The sequence below is a fragment of the Amycolatopsis eburnea genome, from assembly GCF_003937945.1.
Taxonomy (GTDB): domain Bacteria; phylum Actinomycetota; class Actinomycetes; order Mycobacteriales; family Pseudonocardiaceae; genus Amycolatopsis; species Amycolatopsis eburnea.
In genome coordinates, this window is sequence record NZ_RSEC01000036.1 from 85,041 (window position 1) to 109,521 (window position 24,481).

Sequence of the window (24,481 nt, forward strand, 5' to 3'; positions counted from 1 at the left end):
TCGGACGCAACCAACGCCACATTGGGTGCATTCCCCGGCGACCGCAGGCGCCTTCGCGCCGTAGGTAACCAAGTGACGGTTGACTCTAGCCGCCCTGAACACTCACGACGTGATCTTCCCGTACCGCTCCAGGGAAACCTGCCGCTCGTGCGCGTGGTCGGCCATCGGCTCCGGGTACTCCTTCGGCCGTTCCTTCAGCTTGTGCACCGCTTTCCCGCCGACCGAGCGCAGCTCCGGCACGTACTTCCGGACGTAGTCGCCGTTCGGGTCGAACTTCTCGCCCTGCGTCGTCGGGTTGAAGATCCGGAAGTACGGTGCCGCGTCGGTGCCGCAGCCCGCGACCCACTGCCAGTTCAACTGGTTCGACGCCAGGTCGCCGTCCACGAGGTGCTTCATGAAGTGGCGGGCACCGAGCCACCACGGCAGGTGCAGGTCCTTCACCAGGAAGCTCGCGACGACCATCCGCACCCGGTTGTGCATCCAGCCCTCGGCCAGCAGCTGCCGCATTCCCGCGTCGACGATCGGGTAGCCGGTCCGGCCCGCGCACCACCGCTCGAACGCCTCGGGGTCGTCGTCGTGCCGCATCCCGTCGAACCGCTTGTCGTAGTTCTTCCGCGCGGTCTCCGGGCGGTGCCACAGGACATCGGCGTGGAACTCGCGCCAGCAGATCTCGCTGCGCAACGACTTCGCGCCGACGCGGTCGTCGCCCGCCAGGTCCGCCAGGATGGTCCGCGGGTGGATGTTCCCCCAGCGCAGGTACGGCGAAAGCCGCGTGGTGCCTTCGCGGTCCGGGCGGTCGCGGTCCTCGTCGTAGGTTTCGATGCCGTCGTCGAGGAACGCGTGCCAGACGTCGAGCGCGGCCTGTTCACCCGGCTCGGGCAGGGTCGCGGAAACCTGGGGCGCACGAGGGATCTTCAGCGATTTCGGCGGTTCCACCCAGTCCACAAGGGACGGTCCGGTGTCCGCGGGCGAGTGCCAGCCGCGTGCGGTCCACGCGCGGTGGAACGGCGTGAAGACGCGGTACGGGTCGCCGTCCGGCTTGGTCACCCGCCCGGGCGTCACCGCGTACGGCGAGCCGGTCTCGACCCAGTCGATGTTGTGCTCCGCCAACGCCTTCGCCACGGAGGCGTCCCGGCGGCGGCCGTACGGACCGGTGTCGGCGCTGACGTGCACCGCGGCCGCGCCGATCTTCTTCGCGGCGCGGACCACCTCCACGGCCGGGTCGCCGCGCACGAGCATCAGCCGTCCGCCGAGCTGCTCGTCCAGCTTTTCGAGGCACCCGTACAGGAAGGCCTCGCGCGGGGCGCCGCCGGGCTTGAGCAAGGCCTCGTCGAGGACGTACAGCGCGAGCACGTGCTTGCTGTGCTTCGAGGCTTCGAGCAGGGCCGCGTGGTCACCCAGCCGCAGGTCGCGGCGGAACCACAGGACGACGGGTGCTTCTCTGGTCACGCGGCCCAACGATAAGCGCCCCGCCGTGCGGGTGCACGACGGGGCGGTTACCGGGGTGAGCCGTCAGCGCTCCGACATCGGGGTGTAGTCCCGCGAAGCGTGGCCGGTGTAGATCTGCCGCGGGCGGCCGATCTTGGTGGCCGGGTCGTTGATCATCTCGCGCCAGTGCGCGATCCAGCCCGGGAGCCGGCCCAGCGCGAACAGCACCGTGAAGAACTTCGTCGGGAAGCCCAGCGCCCGGTAGATCAGGCCGGTGTAGAAGTCCACGTTCGGGTACAGCTTGCGCGACACGAAGTAGTCGTCCGAAAGCGCGGTTTCCTCGAGCTTCTTGGCGATGTCGAGCAGCTGGTCGCCGCCCTTCAGCTTGCCGAGGATCTCGTCGGCGGTGCTCTTGATGATCTTCGCGCGCGGGTCGTAGTTCTTGTAGACCCGGTGCCCGAAGCCCATCAGCTTCACGCCCTTTTCCTTGTTCTTCACGCGCTCGACGAACTTGGCGACGTCGCCGCCGTCGTTCTTGATGCCCTCGAGCATGTCGAGGACCGCCGCGTTCGCGCCGCCGTGCAGCGGACCGAACAGCGCGTTGATACCCGCCGAAATCGAGGCGAACAGGTTGGCTTCGGACGAGCCGACCAGGCGCACGGTCGACGTCGAGCAGTTCTGCTCGTGGTCGGCGTGCAGGATGAACAGCAGGTCCAGCGCCTTCGCGATGTCCGGGTCGACCTCGTACGGCTCGGCCGGGAAGCCGAAGGTCATGCGCAGGAAGTTCTCGACCAGGCCGAGCGAGTTGTCCGGGTACAGCAGCGGCTGGCCCACGGACTTCTTGTACGCGTAGGCGGCCAGGGTCGGGACCTTGGCGAGCAGCCGGATGGTGGACAGCTCCACGTTCGGCTCGTCGAACGGGTCGAGCGAGTCCTGGTAGAAGGTCGACAGCGCCGACACCGCGCTGGACAGGACGGGCATCGGGTGCGCGTCGCGCGGGAAACCGCTGAAGAAGGCCTTCAGGTCCTCGTGCAGCAGCGTGTGGCGCTGGATCTTCTCGGTGAAGTCGGCCAGCTGGGCCTGGGTCGGCAGCTCGCCGTAGATCAGCAGGTACGAGACCTCGACGAAGGTCGACTTCTCGGCCAGCTGCTCGATCGGGTAACCGCGGTAGCGGAGGATGCCGGCGTCACCGTCGATGTAGGCGATGGCGGACGACGCGGAGCCGGTGTTGACGAAACCGGGGTCGTAGGTGATGTACCCCGTCTGCGCCAGCAGCTTCCCCAGTTCGATCCCGGGCGCGCCCTCGACCGGGTGGACGATCTTGAACTCGTGCTCGCCACTCGGCAGGGTCAGCTTCGCGGTATCGCCGCCGGACTGCCCCGCAGTCGTCGCGTCGGACATGCAAGTCCCTCTCACGTTCGGCACGGAGCGGCGGCGCCTGTACGTTCCACAGGTAGCCACGTGTTCACGCGAGGAAACACTGGCGCCTCGCTGCACACCGCCCCGCTGGGGTATGAAGAATGCCCCTCTACGCTAGTCGAGGAACTGGTGTTCGCGCAGCGGTGGCGTTGCTCCTGGGGGCCCCTTTGGGACCAGGTTCACACGCTCGACGCCATATCCGCGGAAGTCGGCGGCTCGGCGCCGCTGCGGGACACCGTGATCGACGCCGCTTTCGCCGCGAAAGCGAGGGCCTCGCGCCACGCGTCCGCGTCGAGGGAAGCCAGGTCGGTGACGTCGCGGGTGTGCAGCCAGGCCAGCAGCGCGCCCTGCACGGTGTCGCCGGCGCCGATCGTGTCGACCACCTCGACCTTCCGCGACGGCACGTGGGCCAGCTCACCTGCGGCGGTGATCACCGCGAGCCCCTCGGCGCCCCGGGTGAGCACCACGGCGTCCACACCGGACTCGACCCACGTCTTCGCGGCCGCGAGCGGGTCGGCGCCGCCGGTCAGCCACGCGGCGTCGTCGTCGGAGATCTTGAGCAGCCGGACGTCCGGCAGCCAGGACGCGAACCGGGCGCGGTAGGCCGCCGGGTCGGTGATCAGCGCCTCGCGGATGTTCGGGTCGAGGACCGTCAGCACGCCGCGCGCGGCTTCGCGCCGCAGCATCGCCTCGTACGCCGAAGCGCCGGGCTCGAGGACCATGCCGAGGGTGCCGAGGGAGAGCGCGGTCACGTCGTCCGGAAGCGGTCCCGGGTCGGCGACGAGCCGGTCCGCCGTGCCCTCGACGTAGAACGTGTAGCGCGCGGCGCCCTTCGCGTCGAGCGCGACGACGGCGAGCGTCGTCGGCTCGTCCCCGCGCTGCAGCAGCGACGTGTCGACCCCGGAAGCGTGCAGCCGCTCGACCATCGCGTCGCCGAAGCGGTCGGTCGACACGCGGGACAGGAACGCCGCCGGCACGCCGAGCCGCCCGGCCGCGAGGGCGACGTTGTACGGACCACCGCCCAGCCGGGGCAGCAGCGCGCGCAGCCCACCGTCCACAGTGGAATCCAGGGGGTCGCCGGGAACCAGGTCGACCAGAGCTTCTCCGCCTACGACGATCACGCGGGGAGTTTATCCATTGCGGGCTGACAATTCCTGTCCGCTATTTGTTCAGCCCGCCGAGCAGCAACTCACCCAGAGCGGTGAACGCTTCGGCGTCGGAAACTTCGGTGCGCTGCCGGAGCACGCCGGTCTGGATGCCCTCGATGATCAGCCCGGTCATCTCGGCCACCAGCCGGGCGTGGACGTCCCGGAACACCCCGTCGGCGACGCCCTTGTCGATGAACCGCCGGAGCCGCTGGGCCGCGAACCGGCTGTTGACCTGGTAGGCCTCGCGCGCCGGCCCGAACTCGGCGAGGTCGCGCATGAACGCCGCCGACGCCCGGTTCAGGTGCTCGGCGACGCCGGCCAGGTACTCCCCGATGAGCTTGCGGGCGTCGTCGATCCCGGCGATGCGCTCCTCGATCCGCTCCGCGGCACCCCGGAAGAAGTGCGTGACGACCTTGACGGCGAGCTGCTCCTTGCTGGGCGCGAGGGCGTAGAGCGTCGACTTCGAGCAGCGCAGGCGCCCGGCGAGGTCGTCGAGGGTGAAGGCGACGAAGCCCTCGGCGAGGAAGAGCGCCTCCAGGTCGGCGAGCAGGGCGCGCTGACGCGCGGTCGGCCGTCGGCGGGGTTCGGGGCGCATCGGCTCACTATCTCCTACGTCTTCCGGCCACCCCAGGCCTGTCGTACTGTACTCTGATCGAGCCCACAGTACTGTTTTCAGTACCGCTTTGGAGGACGACGATGCCCGCCGAACGCCTGCTGCCCTCTCCCGAGGCCGAAGCCCTGGTCGACCTGGCCCGGGAGATCGCCCGCGACGAGCTGGCTCCCCGCGCGGCAGCGGCCGAAGAGGCGGAGCAGTTCCCGCGCGAGCAGTTCCGCCTGCTCGGCAAGTCCGGCCTGCTGGGCCTGCCGTACCCGGAGCGCTGGGGCGGCGGCGACGTCCGGTACGAGGTGTACCTGCAGGTCCTGGAGGAGCTGGCGACCGCGTGGATGACGGTCGGCGTCGGGCTGTCGGTGCACACGATGTCCTGCTACGCGCTGGCCGAGTACGGCACGGATTCCCAGCGCGACGAGTGGCTCCCGGACATGCTCGAAGGCTCGCTGCTGGGCGCGTACGCGCTCTCGGAGACGAACGCGGGCTCGGACGCGGCCGCTTTGTCGACCCGGGCCCGGCTCGACGGCGCGGACTACGTGGTGAACGGGACGAAGGCGTGGATCACGCACGCGGGCGTGGCCGACTTCTACACGACGATGGTCCGCACGGGCGCCGACGAGATCTCGTGCCTCCTGGTCGACGGCGCCACCGAAGGCCTGTCGGCGGCCCCGCGCGAGCGGAAGATGGGCCTCACCGGCTCCCCCACCGCCCAGATGATCTTCGACGGCGCCCGCGTGCCGGCGTCCCGCCTGCTGGGTTCGCCGGGCGAGGGCCTGCGGATCGCCCTGTCGTCCCTCAGCTCGGGCCGCCTCGGCATCGCCGCGTGCGCGGTGGGCCTGGCCCAGGCGGCACTGGACGAGGCGGTGGCGTACGCGAAGGGCCGCTCGCAGTTCGGCCGCGCGATCATCGACTTCCAGGGCGTCGAGTTCCTCCTGGCCGACATGGCGGCGACGGTGGAGTCGTCCCGGGCGACCTATCTGGAGGCCGCGCGGCGGCGTGACCGCGGGCTGCCGTTCCAGCGCCAGGCGTCGATCGCAAAGCTGGTGGCCACCGATGGGGCGATGAAGGTGACGACGGACGCGGTCCAGGTCCTGGGCGGGGCGGGGTACACGCGGGACTTCCCGGTGGAGCGGTACATGCGGGAGGCGAAGGTGCCGCAGATCTTCGAGGGGACGAACCAGATTCAGCGGATGGTGATCGCGCGGGAGCTGAAGAAGGCCTGATCGAGCGGGTTCTGTCACACGCTTGGGACACCTACGGTGACGGAATGTCAGGTGAGCTGCTAACGGTCGGGGAGTACGCGGCGCTCGGTGAGACCGAGTCGGGTTTCACCGAGCTTGTGGCGGGTCGCGTCGTGTCGTCACCCAGTCCCGAGGTCGGACACAACCTCGTGGTGTTCGAGATTGGGCGGCAACTCGTGCGACAGGTGCCCGGCCACCTCAAGCTCGTTCCCGGCACGGATCTCGATCTCGGTCTGGCGCCGCCCGGCAAACCGGGCTCCTCCCGGCGGCCCGACCTGATGATCGTCGACAAGACCGGGATTCGCCGGGATGGTGCCATGCTTCGGGCCGCTGAAGTGGCCGTCGTCATCGAAATCGTGACGCCGGGGTCGAAGCGCACCGACTACCACGTCAAGCACGACGAGTACGCCGACGCCGGAATCCCGCACTACTGGATCGTCAACAGCACCGAGCCCATCTCCCTGGTCGCATGCCACCGGGCCGGCGAATTCGGCTACCTCGACGCTTCAGCGGTCACCGGCACCTTCACCACCGACGTCCCGTTCCCCGTCAAGATCGGCCTCGACGCCCTTCTCGACTGACCCGACCTGGTCGAGCGAACCCTGTCCCACGCGCGGTACGGATACGTTGTCCGCATGCCAGGTCAGCTGTTGTCCATAGAGGAGTACCGAGCGCTCGGGGAGTCCGACCGCGGCTTCACCGAACTGGTGGAAGGCCGCGTCGTACCCTCACCCGGCGCCGGCCGCACGCACAACATGGCCGCGTGCCGGCTGGCCGCACAGCTGGAACGCCAGCTGCCCCGCGGCCTCGCGTTCGCCCTCGGCACCGACGTCGACCTCGGCTTGGCACCACTCGGCGAGCCCGGCTTCTCCCGCCGCCCGGACCTGCTGATCTTCGACCGGACAGCGGGCGACCCGATCCGCGCCGAGGCGGTAGCGGTGGTCATCGAGATCGCGACTTCGGGCTCCCGGCGCACGGACTACCGCGTCAAGCACGACGAGTACGCCGACGCGGGAATCCCGCACTACTGGATCGTCGACCTCGGCGAACCGGTCACGCTCGTCGCGTGCCAGGGCTACCACGACGCGGCGCCGGTCACCGGCACCTTCGAGACCGACGTTCCGTTCCCGGTCAAGCTCGACCTCGACGGCCTGCTGTCGTAGAGGAGCCGCGGTGACCGCACTTTCCGAGCCGGGCCCTGCTCGACGGTGGGAGATGCCCGATCACCTGCTGACGATCGAGGAGTACGCGGCGCTCGGTGAAACCGACACCGGTTTCACCGAACTCGTGGAAGGCCGCGTCTTGAGGTCACCCAGCCATGAACCCAGACACAACCGCGCGATCCACCGGCTGGCGGCACATCTTGAAGCGCAGCTGCCGGAACACCTCGACTTCGTCCCCGGCTGCGATGTTGACCTCGGCTTGGCGCCTCCTGGGAAGCCCGGCTTTTCCCGTCGACCGGATCTGATGGTCATCGACAAGTCCGCAATTGCCCGCGTCGACAAAGACGACGGCATGCTCAAAGCGGACGAAGTGGCGGTGGTCGTCGAGATCGCGACAGCGGGCTCCCGGCGCACCGACTACCGCGTGAAGCACGACGAGTACGCCGACGCGGGCATCCCCCACTACTGGATCGTCGACCTCGCCGAGCCGGTCACCCTCATCGCCTGCCAGGGGTACCAGGACGCCGCCGCAGTCGCGAAAACCTTCACGACCGACGACCCCTTCCCGGTCAAGCTCGACCTCGACGCCTTGATCGAGCAGCACGCCGGAACCGCCCGGTAACCGGCGTGCCGCTCGAAGCTCAACGGGACTCGCGGTAGCGGCGGTCCTTCGAAACGCCCTCGCCCAGCGTCTCGTCGAAGTGGTACACCTCGTCGCCCCGGACGAAGACGCGCAGCGCGCGGTTCATCACGTCCAGCGGGTCGCCCGACCACAGCACCACGTCCGCGTCCAGGCCCGGCTTCAGCGAGCCGATCTGCTCGTCCAGGCCCAGCATCGACGCCGGGTTGACGGTCAGCGAACGCAGCGCCGTCGCCGGGTCGAGGCCGTCCTTCACCGCGAGGGCCGCCTGGTAGACCAGGAAGTTGATCGGGATCACCGGGTGGTCCGTCGTGATCGCGATCTTCACGCCCGCGCGAGCCAGGATGCCCGCCGAGCGCAGGGTCCGGTTGCGCAGCTCGACCTTGGACTTCGTGGTGAACAGCGGTCCCAAGATGACCGGCACACCACGCGCGGCCAGCAGGTCCGCGATCAGGTGGCCTTCGGTGCCGTGGTTGATGACCAGCTTGTAGCCGAACTCGTCGGCCAGCCGCAGCGCCGTGACGATGTCGTCCGCGCGGTGGACGTGCTGGTCCCAGTACAGCTCGCCGTCGAGGACCTTCGACAGCGTCTCCAGCGTCAGGTCGATCTCGTGCGGCTTGCCCTCGGACTCGGCGTGCGCGCGCTTCGCCTGGTAGTTGCGGGCCTTGGTGAAGGCCTCGCGCAGGATCGCCGCGACGCCCAGCCGCGTCGACGGCGTCTGCTTCTTGTCGCCGTACACGCGCTTCGGGTTCTCGCCGAGCGCGCTCTTCACGCTGACCTGCTCCGCGAAGACCATGTCGAGGATGCTGCGGCCCCAGGTCTTGACGCCGATCGTCTGGCCGCCGATCGGGTTGCCCGACCCCGGCTTGATGACGACGCTCGTGACGCCGCCGGCCAGCGCGTCGTCGAAGCCCGGCTCGTACGGGTCGATGCCGTCGATCGCGCGGAAACGGGCGCCGTTCGGGTCGGTCATCTCGTTGGTGTCGTTGCCGGCCCAGCCCTCGCCGTCTTCGTGGACGCCGAGGTGCGCGTGGGCGTCGATGAAGCCGGGCAGCACCCAGGTGCCCGCCGCGTCGACGAGCTCGGCGTCCTCCGGGATGTCGACGTCGGCTTCGGCACCGATCGCGACGATCTTGCCGCCGTCGATGAGGACCGTGCCGCCGTCGATGGGTTCACCGTCGATGGGGACGACGTAGCCCCCGACAATTGCCTTCGCCATAGTTCGCCACGCTAACGAACTCGTCCGGGCGCGTGCACGCGGGCCTTCTCCAAGTGCACCAGCTCGTGGTTGTTCTCGGGCGTCCGGTGCGTCTCGCGGTAGCCGTGCTTGGCGTACAGGTGCAGCGGCCCGACGCTCTTCGACCCGGTGAACAGCCGGAACTCGGTCACCTCAGGCGGCGCCGCGGCCTCGGCGGCGAGCAGCAGCGACCCACCCAGCCCGGCCCCCTGCCGGTCCGGCGCCACGACGAGCCGTCCGATCACGCCGACGTGCCCGGTCACCGTCAGGCGCACCGACGCCACCAGGCGCCCGTTCTCGCGGATGCCCCAGGACAGGCCCGCCAGGGCCGCGCGCGTCTCGTCGAGCGTCTCCAGCAGCGGCGGCAGGTCGAGGTCGCCGTGCGCGCGGGCCTCGGTGACGTACGCGGCGCGCTGCAGCGTCAGCACCTCGCCCGCGTCGGCGGGACCCAGCCGGATCACCGGACGCGGATGCCCCAGCTGCCCGACCACGACGCCGACGGCTCCAGCTCGATCAGGTCCGTGCCGGTGTTGAGCGCGTCCGCCGGGCAGGTCATCGGCTCGATCGCCACCGCGCGGCCGCGGCCGACCAGGTCGTCCGGCGTGAAGACCTGCGCCCAGCGGAAGTCGGGGCCGGTCCAGACGACCAGCTGCCGGTCTTCGTGGGACAGCACGAACTGGTGCTCGCCGTCCGAAGCGGACAGCGAGCCGAACGCCGTGTCCAGGTTGACGCCTTCGAGCACGCGCCCGCCGCGGAAGTCGTACTCGGTGCCCTCGACGTCCTGCTCCGGCGCGTACGGCAGCTGCTGATCGCCCTCGTACGGGCGGACGCGGCTCGCCGGCAGCGTCAGGGTCAGCTCGTCGGTCGGGACGTCGCCGATCCGGAAGTACGGGTGCGTGCCGACGCCGACGCCGATCGGCTGCTCGCCCTCGTTGCGGATCTCGTGCGTCACGGTCAGTTCGCGCGGCGCGAGGTCGTAGGTCACCGTCGCGCGCAGCGGCACCGGCCAGCCCGGCTGCACCTCGACGTCGACGGCCAGGGTGATCGACGACTCGGCGTGTTCCAGCAGCTCCCACTCGAGGTGGCGGGTCAGGCCGTGGATGGCGTTGCCGCGCGCTTCTTCGGTGATCTCGAGCTGCTGTTCCTCGCCCTGGAAGGTCCACTTCCCGGCCTTGGTCCGGTTCGGCCACGGCAGCAGCACCTGGCCGGCGCCCTTCGGCGGCTTCTCGTCCTCGCCGAACTCCTCGACGTACGGCACTCCGCCGACCTCGAAAGCGCGCAGCCCGGCACCGATTTCGGTGACGACGGCGCGCGCGTTGCCGCGGGTGATCTCGAACTGCTGACCGGTCGGGTTGCCCATGGCACGACCTTACCGATCGACGAAGTCACTAGACCGGTCGTCATAGTTTGCGCTACGGTCGTCCCATGGTTCGCCGCACCGACACGCGGCAGCGGATGCTCGACACCGCCGCCGACCTGTTCCAGACCCAGGGCTACCACGCCACCGGCCTCACCCAGCTGACGACGGCGGGCGGCGCGCCCAAGGGCTCGCTGTACTTCCACTTCCCCGGTGGCAAGGAACAGCTCGCCGCCGAAGCCGTCCGGCTGTCGGGCGAGCGCACCGGTGCGATCCTGGAAGCGATCCTCCGCGACGCGCCCGACGCGCCGACCGCCGTCACCCGGGCGATCGACGCGCTGGCGAGTTTCCTGACCCAGTCGGACTTCCAGCGCGGGTGTCCACTCGCGACGGTCGCATTGGACGCCGCCGCGGCGAGCGAGCCGATCCGCGAAGCCTGCGCCGACGGCTACTCGTCGTGGCACACGATCTTCGCGGATTACTTTGCCGCGCAAGGACTTCCGGCCGAGCGCGCGGACGAGCTCGCCACCGTCGTGCTCGCCGCGATCGAAGGCGGGCTGCTGCTGGCCCGCACCCGCCGCGACCTCGCGCCGCTGCGCGCCGTCGCCACCCACCTGCACGCCACCCTCGACCGGGAGTTCTCCTGATGCGCGTCCACCACCTGAACTGCGGCACCATGCGCCCGCTCGGCGGCGGGCTGATCGACGGCAAGCCGGGCTTGTTCCGGCGCGCCACCATGGTCTGCCACTGCCTGCTGCTCGAGACGGACACCGGGCTCGTGCTCGTCGAAACCGGCATGGGCACGCCGGCCGCGGTCGACCGCGCCGCCTGGCTCGGCGCCGGGTTCGTCCGCCAGTCCAACCCCGTCCCGGACCCGGCGCAGACCGCGATCGCGCAGATCCGCGCGCTCGGGTTCGACCCGGCCGACGTTCGCGACATCGTGCTGACCCACCTCGACCTCGACCACGCGGGCGGGCTGATCGACTTCCCGTGGGCGCGGGTGCACGTCTACGCCGAAGAGCTGCGGGCGTTCACCGAACCGCGGGACGCCGCCGAACGCGGCCGCTACCGCCGGATCCAGTTCGCCCACGGTCCACAGTGGACGTCCTATGCGGACACCGGCGAACCGTGGTTCGGCTTCGACGCGGTGCGGCAGCTCGACGGCCTGCCGCCGGAGATCCTGCTCGTCCCGCTCTCCGGGCACACGCGCGGCCATGCCGGCGTCGCCGTCGACACCGGCAGCGGCTGGCTGCTCAACGCCGGCGACTCGTACTTCTTCCACGGCCAGCTCGACCCGGCCGCCCCGAGCTGCCCGCCCGGGCTCAAGTGGTTCGAGGGCCGCGTCGAGACGGTGCGGGGTGCCCGGCTGGACAATCACCGCCGCCTGCGCCAGCTTGTTCAGGAGCACGGCGACGAGGTCACCGTCTTCGCCGCGCACGACGAGACCGAGTTCCTCCGGCTGAGCACCAGGAGCAGCGTATGAAGGTGCACCACCTGAACTGCGGATCGATGCGCCCGGCGGGCGGCAAGCTGCTCGACGGCGAGCCCGGCCTGCTGCGGCGGGCGGAGCTGGTCGCGCACTGCCTGCTGATCGAGACCGGCGACGGCCTGGTGCTGGTCGACACCGGCTTCGGCGCGCAGGCCGTGGCCCGCCCCGGCGCGTGGCTCGGGCGGCCGTTCATGGCGATGGTCGGCGCGCGCGTCGAGACCGCGGAGACGGCCGTCGCCCAGATCCGCGCGCTCGGCCTCGACCCGGCCGACGTCCGCCACATCGTGATGACGCACCTCGACGTCGACCACGCGGGCGGCCTGGCCGACTTCCCCAACGCCGTCGTGCACGTCCGCGCCGAGGAGCACCGCGCGGCGACGGCCCCGGCGAACGCGGCGGAGAAGAACCGCTACCGGGCGGTCCAGTTCGCGCACCGCCCGCTGTGGAGCTCCTACGACGAGACCGGCGAGCCGTGGTTCGGCTTCGAAGCGGTCCGCTCGCTGAAGGGCCTGCCGGAGGAGATCCTGCTGGTCCCGCTCACCGGCCACACCCGCGGCCACACGGGCGTCGCGGTCGACACCGGCGACGGCTGGCTCCTGCACGCGGGCGACGCGTACTTCTTCCACGGCCAGCTCGACCCGGTCGCGCCGCACTGCCCGCCGGGGCTGACGGCGTTCCAGAACCTGGTCCAGACCCTGCGCCGGCCGCGGCTGGAGAACCTGGCGCGGCTGCACGAGCTGGCGCGGGACCACCACGACGAGGTGAAGGTGTTCTCGGCGCACAGCCCGGTCGAGCTGGCGGCGCTGCGCCGCGGAACCGTTTGATCTCGGCGTGGCGGCCGGGACGGTCCTGATCAGCTGGCGTCGACGGCCTGCTTGACCAGCGGCGCCATCTGCTCCGGCGTCATCTTGGCCGGGCCGGTGTAGTTGACCAGCACCGGCGTGCCCGCGACCAGCTCCGCCGTGGCGAGGGTGGCCGTCTTCTGCTCGTCGACGTAGTAGACGGCACCGTCCGGGAACCCGGCGACGTCCTTCGCGCCCGCCTTGGCCTTCTTGATGGACGCGACCATCTCGGCGGGCTTGCCCTGCTTGCCCTCGTAGCGGGTCACCGCGAGCGCGCCCGCGGCCTTGCCGTCCAGCTGGTACTCGCAGCTGCGGGCCTTGCCGCCGTTGGCCGCGTTGTCCTGCACCGGTCCCGGGACCGCCGTGAGGTTGTCCAGGAACAGCGCCTTCGACACGGCCGCCGCGGGCAGCAGCTTGCACGGGTCCAGCGACGCGGCGGCGGCGTTCGTGCTCGGCGCCGGCTTCGGGGCCGCGGACGACGACGTCGCGGTGGAGGGTTTGTCCCCCGAGGAGCAGGCGGTCAAAGCGGCAAAAGCGACCAAAACGACGGCTACCGTACGCATGCCCGCACCCTAGCCCGAACGGCCTACGCGGTCGGCGCCCGGTACCGCCAGAACGCCGGGAGCACGAACATCGCGGCGCAGACCAGCACGATGACCAGCAGGCCACCACCGGTCGCGGCCGCCGTCGTGCCGAACGCGGCGGCACCCCAGCCGTGCGTGAGGTCGGCGATCCGCGGGCCGCCCGCGACCACGACGGTGAAGACGCCCTGGAGCCGTCCGCGCATCTCGTCGGTGGTCGCGACCTGCAGGATCGCCATCCGGTAGACCGCGCTGACCATGTCCGCGGCGCCGGCGAGCGCCATGAAGACGACGGCGAGCCACAGCGAGTGCGCGAGCCCGAACCCGGCGACCGCCGCGCCCCACGCGCAGATCGAGACGACCACCGCGACGCCCTGGCGGTGGATGCGCGTCAGCCAGCCGCTGAACAGGCCGATCAGCATCGCGCCCAGCGGCAGCGCGGCGTAGAGCCAGCCGAGCGCGGGCCCGCCGCCGGGCGGGTCGCCGAACGTCCGCTCGGCCATCTCCGGGATCAGCGCCCGCGGCATGCCGAAGACCATCGCGATGATGTCGGCGACGAAGGAGGCCAGCAGGATCTTCTGCCCGGCGAGGTACTTGAAGCCGTCGACGACGTCGCTGAGCCCCGCCCGCCGCGACGGCCCGTTGAGCGGCGGGATCCACGGCAGCCGCCAGACGGCGACGAGCGTGATCGCGAGGGCGACGACGTCGATCAGGTAGAGCGTCGAGAGCCCGAGGACCGGGATCAGCGCGCCGGCGAGCAGCGGGCCGAAGACCGCACCGAAGGTCGACATGGTGGTGTTCAGCGCGTTCGCGGACGGCAGCAGCTCGGCGGGCACGAGCCGGGCGACGACCGCGCCGCGCGTCGGCATGTTGATCGCGAAGAACGCCTGGTTGACGGCGAGCAGGCCGAGCACCAGCCAGACGGACCCGAAGTTCGCGAAGGCCTGCAGCCAGAGCAGCGCGGAGGTGATCGCGACCCCGACGTTGGTGACGAAGAGGAGCTTCCGCCGATCGACGGCATCGGCGACGGCGCCGCCCCAGAGCCCGAAGACGAGCAGCGGAACGAGCGCGACGAGCCCGGTGAGCCCGACGTAGGCGGACGACCCGGTGAGGTCGAAAACCTGCTTCGGCACCGCGACGGCGGTCAGCTGCGTGCCGACGGCGGTGACCACAGTGGACAGCCAGAGCCGCCGGAAAGCCGGGATCTTCAGCGGCCGGGTGTCGACGATGATGCGTCCGAGGACCTTGCGCACGCCCGAGCGGGGCGGCATGGTCCCCGGTTCACCAGTCACAACCAACGAGCTTAGCTCGGCTAACTATCTCGGGTCTCGTGATTTACGTCGCCCGCGACCGGCGCCGGGCGGCCCTGCGGTGTCTTGAATGAGTCATTCAGGACCTCCGAAGACCTGAATGACTCATTCAAGACGTCGGCGAAGCCGCGGAGAGGGCTCGCAGGCTTCGGGCTCAGGGCGCGACGCGCTCCACGTGCCACCCGTCGTCCGTCCGCACGTACCGCAACCGGTCGTGCATCCGGTCCTCCCGCCCCTGCCAGAACTCCACCAGGTCCGGGCGGATCCGCCAGCCGCCCCAGTGCGGCGGGGCCGGGATGTGCTCGACGTCCGCGAAGCGCCGCTCGATGCCGCTCAGCGCGTTGTCCAGCGCGCGCCGCCCGTCGACCACCCGGGACTGCGGGGACGCCCACGCCCCCAGCTGCGAGCCGCGCGGGCGCTTCGCCCAGTACTCCGCCGTCTCCTTGGTGCCGACCTTCTCCACCTCGCCGCGGACGTGGACCTGGCGCTGCAGCGGGTACCAGGGGAACGTCACCGACGCGTACCGGGTCGCGGTCAGGTCGTGGCTCTTGGTCGACGTGTAGTTCGTGTAGAACACGACGCCGCGTTCGTCGAGGCCCTTGCACAGCACGGTGCGCGACGAGGGGCGGCCTTCGGCGTCCGCCGTCGCGAGGACCATCGCGTTCGGTTCGGCGATGCCGGCGGCGACGGCCTGGTTCAGCCAGCCCTGCAATTGGTCGGTCCACGTGGCGGCGAGCGCGGATTCGTCGAACGCGGCGCCGTCGTAGGCCACGCGCATTCCCGGAAGCCGTACTACGGCGTCTTCCACCTGGTCCTCGATTCCCGGCATCACGGCCAAACCTCCACGCCCGGTCGGGGCATCAGTCGACTTCGGCTCTAGGCACGTTAAGGCCTCACGAGCTGCAGCGGAACCCACTGAACGGTGACACCCGCCACCACGTCGCCGCCACCGGCCCGTAACCGCAGGACAACAAGCCGTAACCCCCGCGTTACCCGCCGGACCAGGATCGATACAGGACGCACCTACCTTCGGCCCGTTCCCCACCACCCCGGAGGCAGGCATGACCGACACCCTGTCCAGCGCCGAAGAAAGCGCCCCGCCGAAACGCCGCTACGCCCCGCTCGCGGCCAACGAAAACCGCGAGGACTACTCACTGCGCTTCGCCGCTCATTCGTTCCGGAAATGGTCACCGTTCGTGGTCGCGACGACGGCGCTGGGCGGCATCGCCTACCTCGCCGATTTCGCGATCGGCGCCAGCATCGTCCTTTCCTACGGCTTCACGTCCGGCGTCCTCGCGATCCTCGCCGCGGCGGTCGTCATCTTCGTGACCGGCGTGCCCATTGCGGCCGCCTGCGCGAAGTCCGGAGTGGACATGGACCTGCTGACCCGCGGGGCCGGCTTCGGCTACTTCGGGTCGACGCTGACGTCGCTCGTCTACGCGAGCTTCACCGTCATCTTCTTCTCGCTCGAGGGCTCGATCATGGGTCAGGCCTTCGAGCTGGCCCTCGGCATCCCGCTGCCGGTCGGCTACCTGCTCGCCACGCTGATCGTGCTGCCGTTCGCGCTCTACGGCATGGGCGCGGTCGCGAAGATGCAGACCTGGACGCAGCCGCTGTGGATCGCCGGCCTGGTGCTGCCGTTCGTCGTCGTGCTGGTCCGCGAGCCGGGCAAGTTCGCCGAGTTCACGCACTTCGCGGGCACCGAAGGCGCCGGCGCCGGGTTCTCCGCGATCGGGTTCGGCTTCGGCATGGGTGTCGCGCTGTCGCTGATCGGGCAGATCGGCGAACAGGCCGACTACCTGCGGTTCATGCCCGAAAAGACGGCCGAGAACAAGCGGTCGTGGTGGGCCGCGGTGCTCGCCGCCGGCCCCGGCTGGGTGATCCTCGGCGCCGCGAAGCAGATCGGCGGGGCGCTGCTGGCGTTCCTCGCGCTCGGCGTCGTCGGGAAGACGCACGCGCTCGAGCCGATCGCGCCGTACCTCGAAGCGGTGAAGCCGGCGCTCGGCCCGGTGGCGCTGACGTTCGCCGCGCTGTTCGTCGTCGTCTCGCAGATCAAGATCAACACGACGAACGCGTACTCGGGCTCGCTGTCGTTCGCGAACTTCTTCTCCCGCGTGCTGCACAAGCACCCCGGCCGCGCCTGGTACGTGCTGGTCAACTGCGGGATCGCGCTCGCGCTGATGGAGTTCGGCGCGTTCGGCTTCCTGAACAAGATCCTCGGCTTCTACTCGAACGTCGCGATCGCGTGGATCGGCGCGGTGTGCGCGGACCTGGTGATCGCGAAGCCGCTCGGGCTCTCGCCGCGCTACATCGAGTTCAAGCGGGCCTACCTGCACAAGATCAACCCGGTCGGGTTCGGCTCGATGCTGGTCGCGTCGGCGGTGTCGATCGTGGCGTACTTCGGCGCGTTCGGGCCGTTCCTGGCCGCGTTCAGCCCGCTGCTCGCGCTGGTCATCGCCGTCGTGCTGGTGCCGGTGCTCGCCGTCGCGACGAAGGGGAAGTACTACCTGGCGCGGGAGAACACCGTCATGACGGCGGAGGCCGACCCGCGCGCGACGCACACCTGCTCGGCCTGCGGCGACCCGTACGAACTGCCGGACGTCGCGGACTGCGCGAAGCAGGACGGCCCGATCTGCTCGCTGTGCTGCACGCTCGACAACACGTGCCACGACGTCTGCCAGTCGACCGGCCCGGTTTCGCTGGGCCTGCCGACGGTCCGGACGCCGTAAATCCGTAGAGGCCCGTCACCTGCGTCCGCGGCAGGTGACGGGCCTCTACGTTGGCCGGTTTCCCCCCTGGTCCCCCTCCCGGCTCGACTCCTTCACGTCCGGGGCGGCGCCGGGGTTGCCCCGGAGTTCCGAGATCTTTTCCGGCCGCGTGATGGCGGCCAGCATCAGCGCGCGCAGCTCGGCGCCGACGTCTTCGACCGGCAGCGGCGGCTCGTGCGCCTGCCACGCGCGCAGCAGGCCGGTGGCCGCGCCGACCAGCGCGATCGCCGTCAGCCGGTAGTCGCGGTCGGGCGCGGCGCCGTGCTCGGCCGCGCGCCGCGCTTCCGTCTCGATGAAGGTCGCCCAGCGGTCGACCCAGACCTGGTGCTGCTCCTCCAGCTCCGCGCTGACCCCGACCGCTTCGACGTAGTTGAGCCGCGGCAGCCGGGGGTCGACGGTGACCGTGTCGATGAAGACGTCGAGCAGCGTCGCGATGCGGGTCACGGCGTCGGCGTCGGCGACCTCGTCGAGCGCGGCGGTGACGTGTTCGAGCGCGAGGGTGTTGATCCGGTCGTGGAGGATGCGGAGCACGTCCTCCTTGCCGGTGAACTCCTCGTAGAAGTTCCGCGTCGAAACCCCGGCGCGGCCGCACACCTCGGTGATCTTGGTGTGCCGGAAGCCGGTGGAGGTGAACAGCTCGAGACCGGCCGTGAGCAGCCGCTCCCGGCGGTCGGCGCGGCGTTGCTCGGGTGCGACGCCGCCGTACGTGCGAGCCACCGGTTGACTCCTCCTCCTGAGGGATTGCCAGATCCTACCGGTTCGGCTACTTTGTGAAAATTTTTGTTACCACAAGGCTCGGAACACGCTCAACGCAGTCACCGCGTCGGGGGCCAAGGACGTCGTCAGGGTGCCGCCCGCGGCGAGCGGCGTGCGGGACCACCACTCACCCGATTCGGCCGGCAGCTCCGGGCCGCCGACCACCAGGTCCGTCGCCAGCACCCGGCGGCCCGCGAGCACCGCCAGGCTCCGGTCCAGCGCCGAACCGACCGCAAGCGTCTGGCGCAGCACCGGAACCCCACCCCGGGTCACCGACTGCGACGTCGTCAAGGACCCCGGCGCCTCGCCCGCGCGGCCCAGCACCAGCACCTCCCGCGTGTGCAGGTACGCGTCCGCGGCCAGCTCCCCGCGGAAGACCGCCGTGTGCCGGGCCCGGGACGTGACCACCGTCGGCTCCGGCAGGTACTCCAGCGAGCCACCCGGTTCCACGACGACGTCCACAGTGGACAGCGATGGCTCGCCGTGCAGGCCCGGCAAGGCGAGGGTCGCCGCCACGCCGGACAACCGGAGGGAGGCGCCCGGTCCCACGTGGACGGTGAGCAGCAGGTCGTCACCGCCCAGCGGGGCCGTGGCCGAGTTGACCAGGTGGACCACCGCCCCCGGCCCGCGGCCTCGGCGGGGGAACAACGTCAACGGCGCCATCGAACGCAGCTCGCGCAGCACCGTCCGCGAGCCGTCGAAGCACGCCGTCAACCGGGCGTGGGCTTTCACAGCAGGGAACGGACCCAGGCCGCGACCTCGGGTGCGTCCGGGGTGTCCACCAGGGACTGCGCGATGACCGGCAGGTCGCCCCGCATCCGGTGCGCGTCCGACGTCATCACCGCCATGTCCGCGTTCACCAGGTGCGCGATGTCGATCTTGTTGATCACCAGCAGGTCCGCCGTCGTGACACCGGGGCCGCCCTTGCGCGGCACCTTGTCGCCGCCCGCGACGTCCACCACGAAGATCTGGCTGTCGGCCAGCCCGCGGCTGAACACCGCCGTCAGGTTGTCGCCGCCGCTCTCGATGATCACCAGGTCCAGGCCGGGGAACTTCTCCTCCAGGCGCTCGACCGCGTCCAGGTTCGCGGTGATGTCGTCGCGGATCGCCGTGTGCGGGCACGCTCCCGTTTGGACCGCCTCGATCCGTGCCGGGTCGAGAACGCCCGCGCGGCGCAGGAAGTCCGCGTCCTCGGTCGTGTAGATGTCGTTCGTGACGACGGCGAGGTCGATCTCGTCACCCAACGCCCGGCACAGGGCAGCGGTCAGCGCCGTCTTGCCGGAGCCGACCGGGCCGCCGATGCCGATCCGGTACGCGCGCCCGGCCGTCGGTGCCGCGTCGTAGTGATCGGGTTCGGCGGCCGTCGGGTCGAAGTTGACCTCGTGGAAGTGGCCGTGACCGTGTTCAGCTGGCAAAGAGACGCACCTCTTCCTGGTGGTGCCGGGCGTGCGCCTCGGCGAACAAATCCAACGCGGGCGAGCCCGGCGAGGGCAGCGACGCCGGGTCGTCCCCCGCCACCGCCGCCGCTTCCGCACAAACCGAAGCGAGGTCCAGCCGCGCCACGACGGCGTTGACGGCGAAGGGATCCAGCCCCAGCAGCCGCACCGCGGCGCTCGCCGGCCCGCTCACCGCCAGGTACGCGGCCGCCATCGCGGCGTCGTACGGCGAACCGCCCGCGACCCCGACCAGCGCGCCGAGCACCACCGGGTGGTGCGGCCGCGGGGTCGCGGCCAGCAGCGCGTCGAGCACCGGCGACGGCCACGCGATCCGCCCGGCCCGTGCGGTACCGCGCCCCTGAGCCCGGGACGCATCACGCTGCGCGAGCGACGGGGTGCGCGCGTCCAGCTCACTGTCCAAAAGCGACCAATCGCCGCCGTCGACGGCCGTGTGCGCCGAAGCGGCGGCGAAAACGGCGGCGAGGAAGCCCGCCGTCCGCAACCGTCCGGACAGGAACCCGGGCAGGTCGCGCACGGACGTCACGAGCCGCCGGGCGACGACCTCCTCCAGCCCGCCGCTGTGGACGTGCCCGCCGCCGGGGAAGCGGGAGTCCGCGAGGATCAGTGCCGAGAGGTCCATCAGAAGAGGAAGTACCGTTGCGCCATCGGCAGTTCCGTGACCGGCTGCGGCTCGATCAGCTCGCCGTCGACGTGCACGGCGAAGCTGTCCGGCTCGACGCGGACGTCCGGCGTGGCGTCGTTGAGCACCATGTCCGCCTTCGTCCGCGCGCGCATGTTGGACACAGCGACCAGTGGCCGCGTGATGCCGAACGTCTCGCGCAGCCCGCTGTCCAAAGCGGACGGTGCGACGAAGTGCAGGCTCAGCGCCGCCCCGATCGAAGCGCCGAACATCGGGCGGGCCAGGACCGGCTGCGGCGTCGGGATGGACGCGTTCGCGTCGCCCATCGCCGCCCACGCCGGGAACCCGCCCTTGAGCACCACGTGCGGGCGGACGCCGAAGAACTTGGGCTCCCACAGCACGAGATCGGCGAGCTTGCCGACCTCGACCGAGCCGATCTCGGTCTCCATGCCGTGCGCGATGGCCGGGTTGATCGTGTACTTGGCGACGTAGCGACGGGCGCGAAGGTTGTCGGCCGCGCCGTCGCCGGGCAGCGCGCCGCGGCGGCGCTTCATCACGTGCGCGGTCTGCCAGGTCCGGATGATCACCTCGCCGATCCGGCCCATCGCCTGCGAGTCCGAGCTCATCATCGAGATGGCGCCCAGGTCGTGCAGGACGTCCTCGGCCGCGATCGTGGTCGGCCGGATCCGGCTCTCGGCGAAGGCGAGGTCCTCGGGCACCGACGGGTTGAGGTGGTGGCAGACGACCAGCATGTCGAGGTGCTCGTCGAGCGTGTTGGCCGTGTGCGGCCGGGTCGGGTTGGTCGAGGACGGCAGCACGTTCGGCAGCGAGACGACCTCGACGATGTCCGGCGCGTGCCCGCCACCGGCGCCTTCGGTGTGGTAGGCGTTGATCGAGCGCCCGCCGATGGCGTCCACTGTGGACTCCAGGAAGCCGGCCTCGTTCAGTGTGTCGGTGTGGATCGCCACCTGGACACCGGCTTCGTCGGCCACGGTCAGGCAGGCGTCGATGGCGGCGGGCGTCGTGCCCCAGTCCTCGTGCAGCTTGAAGCCGCCCGCGCCGGCCGCGAGCTGCTCGCGCAGGGCGTCGTGCCGGACGGTGTTCCCCTTGCCCAGCAACAGGACGTTGATCGGGTAACCGTCCATGGCGGACAGCATCCGGCCCAGGTTCCACGCGCCGGGCGTGACGGTGGTGGCCTTCGTGCCCTCGTTGGGCCCGGTCCCACCGCCGACCAGGGTGGTCAGCCCGGCGGCCAGCGCCGTGTCGACCAGCTGCGGGCAGATGAAGTGGACGTGGCAGTCGATGCCGCCCGCGGTGAGGATCTTGCCGTTGCCGGACAGCACCTCGGTCGACGGCCCGATGACCAGGGCCGGGTCGACGCCGTCCATCGTGTCCGGGTTGCCCGCCTTGCCGATGCCGACGATCCGGCCGTCGCGGACGCCGACGTCGGCCTTGACGACACCCCAGTGGTCGAGGATCACCGCGCCGGTGATGACCAGGTCCGGGGCACCCTCGGCGCGGGTCGCCGTGCCCTGGCCCATCGACTCGCGGATGACCTTGCCACCGCCGAAGAGCACCTCGTCGCCGGAGCCGCCGGCCCCCATCGAGCGGTCCTCGGTGACCTCGATCAGGAGGTCGGTGTCGGCGAGCCGGATCCGGTCGCCGGTGGTCGGGCCGAACAGCTCGGCGTAGCGCTCGCGGTCGATCTGCGGCATTTCAGAACTCCCCCGAGAATTCGGACCGCAAGCCCGGAACGCGACGCGCGCCGGCGAGCGGGACGAGATCGACTTCCCGTTCGACGCCGGGTTCGAACCGCACCGACGTGCCGGCCGGGACGTCGAGCCGGTGGCCGCGGGCGGCGTCGCGGTCGAATTCGAGGCCGGGGTTCACCGCCGCGAAGTGGTAGTGCGAACCGACCTGGACCGGCCGGTCGCCGAGGTTGCGGACGAGCAGCCGCACGCGCGGGCGGCCGGGGTTCAGCTCGACCGGCTCGGCGCCGGGGATGATCTCGCCTGGGTGCATCGGTCCGCCTTCACACGATCGGGTCATGCACGGTGACGAGCTTGGTGCCGTCCGGGAACGTGGCTTCGACCTGCACGGAGTCGACCATTTCGGGCACGCCGTCCAGCACCTGCGCCCGCGAGAGCACGCTCCGGCCGCTCGCGACCAGCTCACTCACCGTGCGCCCGTCGCGGGCCCCTTCGAGGACGTGGTCGGTGATCAGCGCGACCGCCTCGGGGTAGTTGAGCCGGACGCCGCGGTCCAGCCGCTTCCGCGCGACGTCCGCCGCCACGTGGATGAGCAGCTTGTCGCGCTCCTGCGGACTGAGGTGCATCCGCTAGGTCTATCACCCGGACCGGGGCCGCGCCTGGTTCGGAAACATACCTTTAACCTGGGCTTCGTCACACTGAGTGGTGAAAATTCTCCCGCCGGGCGGCCTCGGTGACTGAATCGTTCTCGTAATCGTGACCGAAACCACCGCTTCTTTCGATTGCCCCGTGGCGATCGAGGGAGCAAGGTCTATCCATCCGTGCGATGGCGCGCGCGTTCCGTGCGCATTTCCGTCCGCGCGTGCACCACCACCAAGACGGGGAAAAAAGCGCACCGAAAGGTTCCGCGAAACAGTGACTACCTCCACGATCAGCAAGCCACAGCCGTCCGGCCAACCCGACGACGGCTTCCGACCGGGTCTGGAGGGCGTCGTCGCCTTCCACACCGAAATCGCCGAACCCGACCGGGACGGCGGTGCGCTGCGCTACCGCGGCGTCGACATCGAGGACCTCGCCGGCAAGGTGACCTTCGGTGACGTCTGGGGCCTCCTCGTGGACGGCCGGTTCGGGCACGGCCTGCCGCCCGCCGAGCCCTTCCCGCTGCCGGTGCACACCGGCGACGTCCGGGTGGACGTCCAGGCCGCGCTGGCCATGCTCGCGCCGATCTGGGGCTACCGCCCGCTGCTCGACATCACCGACGAAGAGGCCCGCGAGCAGCTGGCCCGCGCGTCGGTGATGGCGCTGTCCTACGTCGCCCAGTCGGCGCGGGGCATCGGCCAGCCCGCGGTGCCGCAAGCGCGCGTCGACGAGGCCCACTCGATCACCGAGCGGTTCCTGATCCGCTGGCGCGGCGAGCCGGACCCGGCGCACGTCAAGGCGCTGGACGCGTACTGGGTGTCGGCCGCCGAGCACGGCCTCAACGCGTCGACCTTCACCGCCCGCGTCATCGCCTCCACCGGCGCGGACGTCGCGGCGGCCATGTCGGGCGCGATCGGCGCGATGTCGGGCCCGCTGCACGGCGGCGCTCCGGCGCGCGTGCTGCCGATGATCGAAGAGGTCGAACGCTCCGGCGACCCGGCGGGCCTGGTCAAGGGCATCCTCGACCGCAAGGAACGCCTGATGGGCTTCGGCCACCGCGTCTACCGCGCGGAGGACCCGCGGGCGCGCGTGCTGCGCCGCACGTGCCAGGAGCTGGGCGCGAGCCGGTACGAGGCGGCCGCCGCGCTGGAGCAGGCGGCGCTGAAGGAGCTGCGCGAGCGGCGTCCGGATCACCCGATCGAGACCAACGTCGAGTTCTGGGCCGCCGTGATCCTGGACTTCGCCCAGGTCCCGCCGCACATGATGCCCGCGATGTTCAGCTCGGCCCGCACCGCCGGCTGGGCCGCGCACATCCTGGAGCAGAAGCGCACCGGACGCCTGGTGCGCCCGTCGGCCAAGTACGTCGGCCCGGCGCCCCGCACCCCCGAAGACGTCGAGGGCTGGGAACTGGTCACCAAGCACTGACCGCAGTCCGTGAAGGCCTCCTTACCGGCTTTTACGACCGGTAAGGAGGCCTTCACGGACTTGGGACGGAGTCGTGGGCGGCGGTGGCGGCGAGCATGGCTGTGAGCTGGTCGACCAGCCATGTGTCCAGGTGCTCGCGCGGGATCGTGCGCTCCTGGAGCCAGGACAACAGGGCGCCTTCGACGACCGCCGTCCAGCAGCGCAGGGTCAGGGAGAGCAGGGGGGACGGGTCCGTGACGGCGAGGGCGTCCAGGATCAGGGCCACCGCGCGGTTGCGGACCTCGTCGATCGCCGCGTCCGTGTCCGACGTCGCGATCACCGACCCGCTGCGCAGCAACGCGATGTACCCGGCGCGGTAGTGGTCGGCGACGTCGATCAGGCCGCGGACGGCCGCCCGGAGCCGGGTTTCGGGCGGGCCCTCCTCGAGACCGGCCAAGCCGTCGATGAGGCCGTCGGTGACCGTGCGCAGGGCCTGCACCTGCAGCTCGCGCAGGTTCGGGAAGTACCGGTAGAACAGCGGCCGCGACACCTCGGCGCGCGCGACGATGTCGTCCACCGTGACCAGTTCCGGCGCCCGCGAGCCGAACAGGTCGAGCGCGGCCTGGATCAGGTCGTCGCGGCGGGCCTGCGGCGACATCCGCCG

General features: G+C 70.7%; 27 protein-coding genes. 9 read left to right on the forward strand and 18 right to left on the reverse strand.

Translation table 11 applies throughout. From position 1 onward, the window contains the following. Nucleotides 1-102: 102 nt before the first annotated feature. The 4 genes from EIY87_RS12870 to EIY87_RS12885 form a co-directional block, all read right to left on the reverse strand. On the reverse strand, nt 103-1,449 hold the full coding sequence (locus EIY87_RS12870) for a cryptochrome/photolyase family protein (RefSeq protein WP_125307941.1): 1,347 nt from the start codon (nt 1,447-1,449) through the stop codon (nt 103-105). A 63-nt stretch (nt 1,450-1,512) separates the two neighbouring features. Further along, entirely contained in the window at nt 1,513-2,829 is a 1,317-nt protein-coding gene (locus EIY87_RS12875) for a citrate synthase (protein WP_125307942.1), read from the reverse strand. A gap of 197 nt (nt 2,830-3,026) precedes the next feature. Next, the gene (locus EIY87_RS12880) at nt 3,027-3,968 is read right to left on the reverse strand and encodes a carbohydrate kinase family protein (protein ID WP_125307943.1); all 942 of its coding nucleotides are present in this window, start codon (nt 3,966-3,968) and stop codon (nt 3,027-3,029) included. Nucleotides 3,969-4,008: 40 nt separating this feature from the next. Then, complete coding sequence (locus EIY87_RS12885; RefSeq protein WP_125307944.1) at nt 4,009-4,590, reverse strand: TetR/AcrR family transcriptional regulator; 582 nt, start codon at nt 4,588-4,590, stop codon at nt 4,009-4,011. A gap of 101 nt (nt 4,591-4,691) precedes the next feature. Here EIY87_RS12885 and EIY87_RS12890 point away from each other — a divergent pair, with 101 nt between their 5' ends. Genes EIY87_RS12890 through EIY87_RS12905 form a run of 4 tightly spaced genes read left to right on the forward strand, consistent with a single transcriptional unit; the run spans nt 4,692 to nt 7,631 of the window. Then, nucleotides 4,692-5,828 (forward strand): acyl-CoA dehydrogenase family protein, encoded by a 1,137-nt coding sequence (locus EIY87_RS12890; RefSeq protein WP_125307945.1) that lies wholly within the window; start codon nt 4,692-4,694, stop codon nt 5,826-5,828. A 44-nt stretch (nt 5,829-5,872) separates the two neighbouring features. Beyond that, complete coding sequence (locus EIY87_RS12895; protein ID WP_125307946.1) at nt 5,873-6,427, forward strand: Uma2 family endonuclease; 555 nt, start codon at nt 5,873-5,875, stop codon at nt 6,425-6,427. Nucleotides 6,428-6,481: 54 nt separating this feature from the next. Continuing rightward, the gene (locus EIY87_RS12900; protein ID WP_125307947.1) at nt 6,482-7,009 is read left to right on the forward strand and encodes a Uma2 family endonuclease; all 528 of its coding nucleotides are present in this window, start codon (nt 6,482-6,484) and stop codon (nt 7,007-7,009) included. 10 nt (nt 7,010-7,019) lie between these two features. Then, nucleotides 7,020-7,631 (forward strand): Uma2 family endonuclease, encoded by a 612-nt coding sequence (locus EIY87_RS12905; protein WP_225439851.1) that lies wholly within the window; start codon nt 7,020-7,022, stop codon nt 7,629-7,631. A 19-nt stretch (nt 7,632-7,650) separates the two neighbouring features. Here the strand turns inward: EIY87_RS12905 and EIY87_RS12910 are convergent, their stop codons facing one another. The 3 genes from EIY87_RS12910 to EIY87_RS12920 are packed head-to-tail and all read right to left on the reverse strand — an operon-like array spanning nt 7,651 to nt 10,246. Continuing rightward, the gene (locus tag EIY87_RS12910) at nt 7,651-8,868 is read right to left on the reverse strand and encodes an amidohydrolase (protein WP_125307948.1); all 1,218 of its coding nucleotides are present in this window, start codon (nt 8,866-8,868) and stop codon (nt 7,651-7,653) included. A gap of 11 nt (nt 8,869-8,879) precedes the next feature. After that, nucleotides 8,880-9,377 (reverse strand): GNAT family N-acetyltransferase, encoded by a 498-nt coding sequence (locus tag EIY87_RS12915; RefSeq protein WP_125307949.1) that lies wholly within the window; start codon nt 9,375-9,377, stop codon nt 8,880-8,882. After that, complete coding sequence (locus tag EIY87_RS12920) at nt 9,344-10,246, reverse strand: aldose 1-epimerase family protein (RefSeq protein ID WP_125307950.1); 903 nt, start codon at nt 10,244-10,246, stop codon at nt 9,344-9,346. Before EIY87_RS12920 ends, EIY87_RS12915 begins: the two co-directional genes overlap by 34 nt. Nucleotides 10,247-10,311: 65 nt before the next feature. Between EIY87_RS12920 and EIY87_RS12925 the strand changes: the two genes are divergently transcribed. Genes EIY87_RS12925 through EIY87_RS12935 form a run of 3 tightly spaced genes read left to right on the forward strand, consistent with a single transcriptional unit; the run spans nt 10,312 to nt 12,556 of the window. Further along, entirely contained in the window at nt 10,312-10,890 is a 579-nt protein-coding gene (locus EIY87_RS12925; protein WP_191984074.1) for a TetR/AcrR family transcriptional regulator, read from the forward strand. Then, nucleotides 10,890-11,726, forward strand: a complete 837-nt coding sequence (locus tag EIY87_RS12930; protein WP_125307952.1) for an MBL fold metallo-hydrolase — start codon at nt 10,890-10,892, stop codon at nt 11,724-11,726. Before EIY87_RS12925 ends, EIY87_RS12930 begins: the two co-directional genes overlap by 1 nt. Continuing rightward, the gene (locus EIY87_RS12935) at nt 11,723-12,556 is read left to right on the forward strand and encodes an MBL fold metallo-hydrolase (RefSeq protein WP_125307953.1); all 834 of its coding nucleotides are present in this window, start codon (nt 11,723-11,725) and stop codon (nt 12,554-12,556) included. The genes EIY87_RS12930 and EIY87_RS12935 overlap by 4 nt, the downstream gene beginning before the upstream one ends. 29 nt (nt 12,557-12,585) lie before the next feature. On the opposite strand, the gene EIY87_RS12940 is transcribed toward EIY87_RS12935, so the two are convergent. From EIY87_RS12940 to pdxH, 3 genes are all read right to left on the reverse strand, one after another. Next, nucleotides 12,586-13,137: a DUF3558 family protein gene (locus EIY87_RS12940; RefSeq protein ID WP_125307954.1), complete on the reverse strand. Its 552-nt coding sequence runs from the start codon at nt 13,135-13,137 to the stop codon at nt 12,586-12,588. Nucleotides 13,138-13,160: 23 nt separating this feature from the next. Then, nucleotides 13,161-14,426 (reverse strand): MFS transporter, encoded by a 1,266-nt coding sequence (locus EIY87_RS12945; RefSeq protein ID WP_191984154.1) that lies wholly within the window; start codon nt 14,424-14,426, stop codon nt 13,161-13,163. A gap of 193 nt (nt 14,427-14,619) precedes the next feature. After that, on the reverse strand, nt 14,620-15,294 hold the full coding sequence (gene pdxH / locus EIY87_RS12950; protein WP_191984075.1) for a pyridoxamine 5'-phosphate oxidase: 675 nt from the start codon (nt 15,292-15,294) through the stop codon (nt 14,620-14,622). 232 nt (nt 15,295-15,526) lie between these two features. Between pdxH and EIY87_RS12955 the strand changes: the two genes are divergently transcribed. Next, nucleotides 15,527-17,194: a purine-cytosine permease family protein gene (locus tag EIY87_RS12955; protein WP_125307955.1), complete on the forward strand. Its 1,668-nt coding sequence runs from the start codon at nt 15,527-15,529 to the stop codon at nt 17,192-17,194. Nucleotides 17,195-17,239: 45 nt separating this feature from the next. On the opposite strand, the gene EIY87_RS12960 is transcribed toward EIY87_RS12955, so the two are convergent. From EIY87_RS12960 to EIY87_RS12990, 7 genes are all read right to left on the reverse strand, one after another. Continuing rightward, nucleotides 17,240-17,950, reverse strand: coding sequence for a TetR/AcrR family transcriptional regulator (locus EIY87_RS12960; protein WP_125307956.1), 711 nt, complete (start codon nt 17,948-17,950; stop codon nt 17,240-17,242). 66 nt (nt 17,951-18,016) lie between these two features. Beyond that, nucleotides 18,017-18,721 (reverse strand): urease accessory protein UreD, encoded by a 705-nt coding sequence (locus tag EIY87_RS12965; protein WP_125307957.1) that lies wholly within the window; start codon nt 18,719-18,721, stop codon nt 18,017-18,019. Continuing rightward, nucleotides 18,718-19,404, reverse strand: a complete 687-nt coding sequence (ureG, locus tag EIY87_RS12970) for an urease accessory protein UreG (RefSeq protein ID WP_125307958.1) — start codon at nt 19,402-19,404, stop codon at nt 18,718-18,720. The genes EIY87_RS12965 and ureG overlap by 4 nt, the downstream gene beginning before the upstream one ends. Further along, nucleotides 19,394-20,065, reverse strand: coding sequence for an urease accessory protein UreF (locus EIY87_RS12975; protein ID WP_125307959.1), 672 nt, complete (start codon nt 20,063-20,065; stop codon nt 19,394-19,396). The genes ureG and EIY87_RS12975 overlap by 11 nt, the downstream gene beginning before the upstream one ends. Beyond that, nucleotides 20,065-21,780, reverse strand: coding sequence for an urease subunit alpha (locus tag EIY87_RS12980; protein ID WP_125307960.1), 1,716 nt, complete (start codon nt 21,778-21,780; stop codon nt 20,065-20,067). Before EIY87_RS12980 ends, EIY87_RS12975 begins: the two co-directional genes overlap by 1 nt. Nucleotide 21,781: 1 nt before the next feature. Further along, nucleotides 21,782-22,087: an urease subunit beta gene (locus tag EIY87_RS12985; RefSeq protein ID WP_125307961.1), complete on the reverse strand. Its 306-nt coding sequence runs from the start codon at nt 22,085-22,087 to the stop codon at nt 21,782-21,784. Nucleotides 22,088-22,097: 10 nt separating this feature from the next. Beyond that, entirely contained in the window at nt 22,098-22,400 is a 303-nt protein-coding gene (locus EIY87_RS12990) for an urease subunit gamma (protein WP_125307962.1), read from the reverse strand. 289 nt (nt 22,401-22,689) lie between these two features. Between EIY87_RS12990 and EIY87_RS12995 the strand changes: the two genes are divergently transcribed. Then, on the forward strand, nt 22,690-23,838 hold the full coding sequence (locus EIY87_RS12995) for a citrate synthase 2 (protein WP_125307963.1): 1,149 nt from the start codon (nt 22,690-22,692) through the stop codon (nt 23,836-23,838). Between the two features lie 52 nt (nt 23,839-23,890). On the opposite strand, the gene EIY87_RS13000 is transcribed toward EIY87_RS12995, so the two are convergent. Continuing rightward, complete coding sequence (locus tag EIY87_RS13000; protein ID WP_125309699.1) at nt 23,891-24,475, reverse strand: TetR/AcrR family transcriptional regulator; 585 nt, start codon at nt 24,473-24,475, stop codon at nt 23,891-23,893. Nucleotides 24,476-24,481 lie beyond the last annotated feature (6 nt).

Excerpts from the sequence above, each read along its gene's own strand:
- EIY87_RS12925 (WP_191984074.1), top strand. The coding sequence starts at position 10,312 with ATGGTTCGCCGCACCGACACGCGGCAGCGGATGCTCGACACCGCCGCC.
- EIY87_RS12940 (WP_125307954.1), bottom strand. The coding sequence starts at position 13,137 with ATGCGTACGGTAGCCGTCGTTTTGGTCGCTTTTGCCGCTTTGACCGCC.
- EIY87_RS12890 (WP_125307945.1), top strand. The coding sequence starts at position 4,692 with ATGCCCGCCGAACGCCTGCTGCCCTCTCCCGAGGCCGAAGCCCTGGTC.
- EIY87_RS12955 (WP_125307955.1), top strand. The coding sequence starts at position 15,527 with ATGACCGACACCCTGTCCAGCGCCGAAGAAAGCGCCCCGCCGAAACGC.
- EIY87_RS12975 (WP_125307959.1), bottom strand. The coding sequence starts at position 20,065 with ATGGACCTCTCGGCACTGATCCTCGCGGACTCCCGCTTCCCCGGCGGC.
- EIY87_RS12935 (WP_125307953.1), top strand. The coding sequence starts at position 11,723 with ATGAAGGTGCACCACCTGAACTGCGGATCGATGCGCCCGGCGGGCGGC.
- pdxH (WP_191984075.1), bottom strand. The coding sequence starts at position 15,294 with ATGCCGGGAATCGAGGACCAGGTGGAAGACGCCGTAGTACGGCTTCCG.
- EIY87_RS12885 (WP_125307944.1), bottom strand. The coding sequence starts at position 4,590 with ATGCGCCCCGAACCCCGCCGACGGCCGACCGCGCGTCAGCGCGCCCTG.
- EIY87_RS12980 (WP_125307960.1), bottom strand. The coding sequence starts at position 21,780 with ATGCCGCAGATCGACCGCGAGCGCTACGCCGAGCTGTTCGGCCCGACC.
- EIY87_RS12930 (WP_125307952.1), top strand. The coding sequence starts at position 10,890 with ATGCGCGTCCACCACCTGAACTGCGGCACCATGCGCCCGCTCGGCGGC.
- EIY87_RS12910 (WP_125307948.1), bottom strand. The coding sequence starts at position 8,868 with ATGGCGAAGGCAATTGTCGGGGGCTACGTCGTCCCCATCGACGGTGAA.
- EIY87_RS12895 (WP_125307946.1), top strand. The coding sequence starts at position 5,873 with ATGTCAGGTGAGCTGCTAACGGTCGGGGAGTACGCGGCGCTCGGTGAG.
- EIY87_RS13000 (WP_125309699.1), bottom strand. The coding sequence starts at position 24,475 with ATGTCGCCGCAGGCCCGCCGCGACGACCTGATCCAGGCCGCGCTCGAC.
- EIY87_RS12920 (WP_125307950.1), bottom strand. The coding sequence starts at position 10,246 with ATGGGCAACCCGACCGGTCAGCAGTTCGAGATCACCCGCGGCAACGCG.
- EIY87_RS12985 (WP_125307961.1), bottom strand. The coding sequence starts at position 22,087 with ATGCACCCAGGCGAGATCATCCCCGGCGCCGAGCCGGTCGAGCTGAAC.
- EIY87_RS12945 (WP_191984154.1), bottom strand. The coding sequence starts at position 14,426 with ATGCCGCCCCGCTCGGGCGTGCGCAAGGTCCTCGGACGCATCATCGTC.
- EIY87_RS12900 (WP_125307947.1), top strand. The coding sequence starts at position 6,482 with ATGCCAGGTCAGCTGTTGTCCATAGAGGAGTACCGAGCGCTCGGGGAG.
- EIY87_RS12875 (WP_125307942.1), bottom strand. The coding sequence starts at position 2,829 with ATGTCCGACGCGACGACTGCGGGGCAGTCCGGCGGCGATACCGCGAAG.
- EIY87_RS12990 (WP_125307962.1), bottom strand. The coding sequence starts at position 22,400 with ATGCACCTCAGTCCGCAGGAGCGCGACAAGCTGCTCATCCACGTGGCG.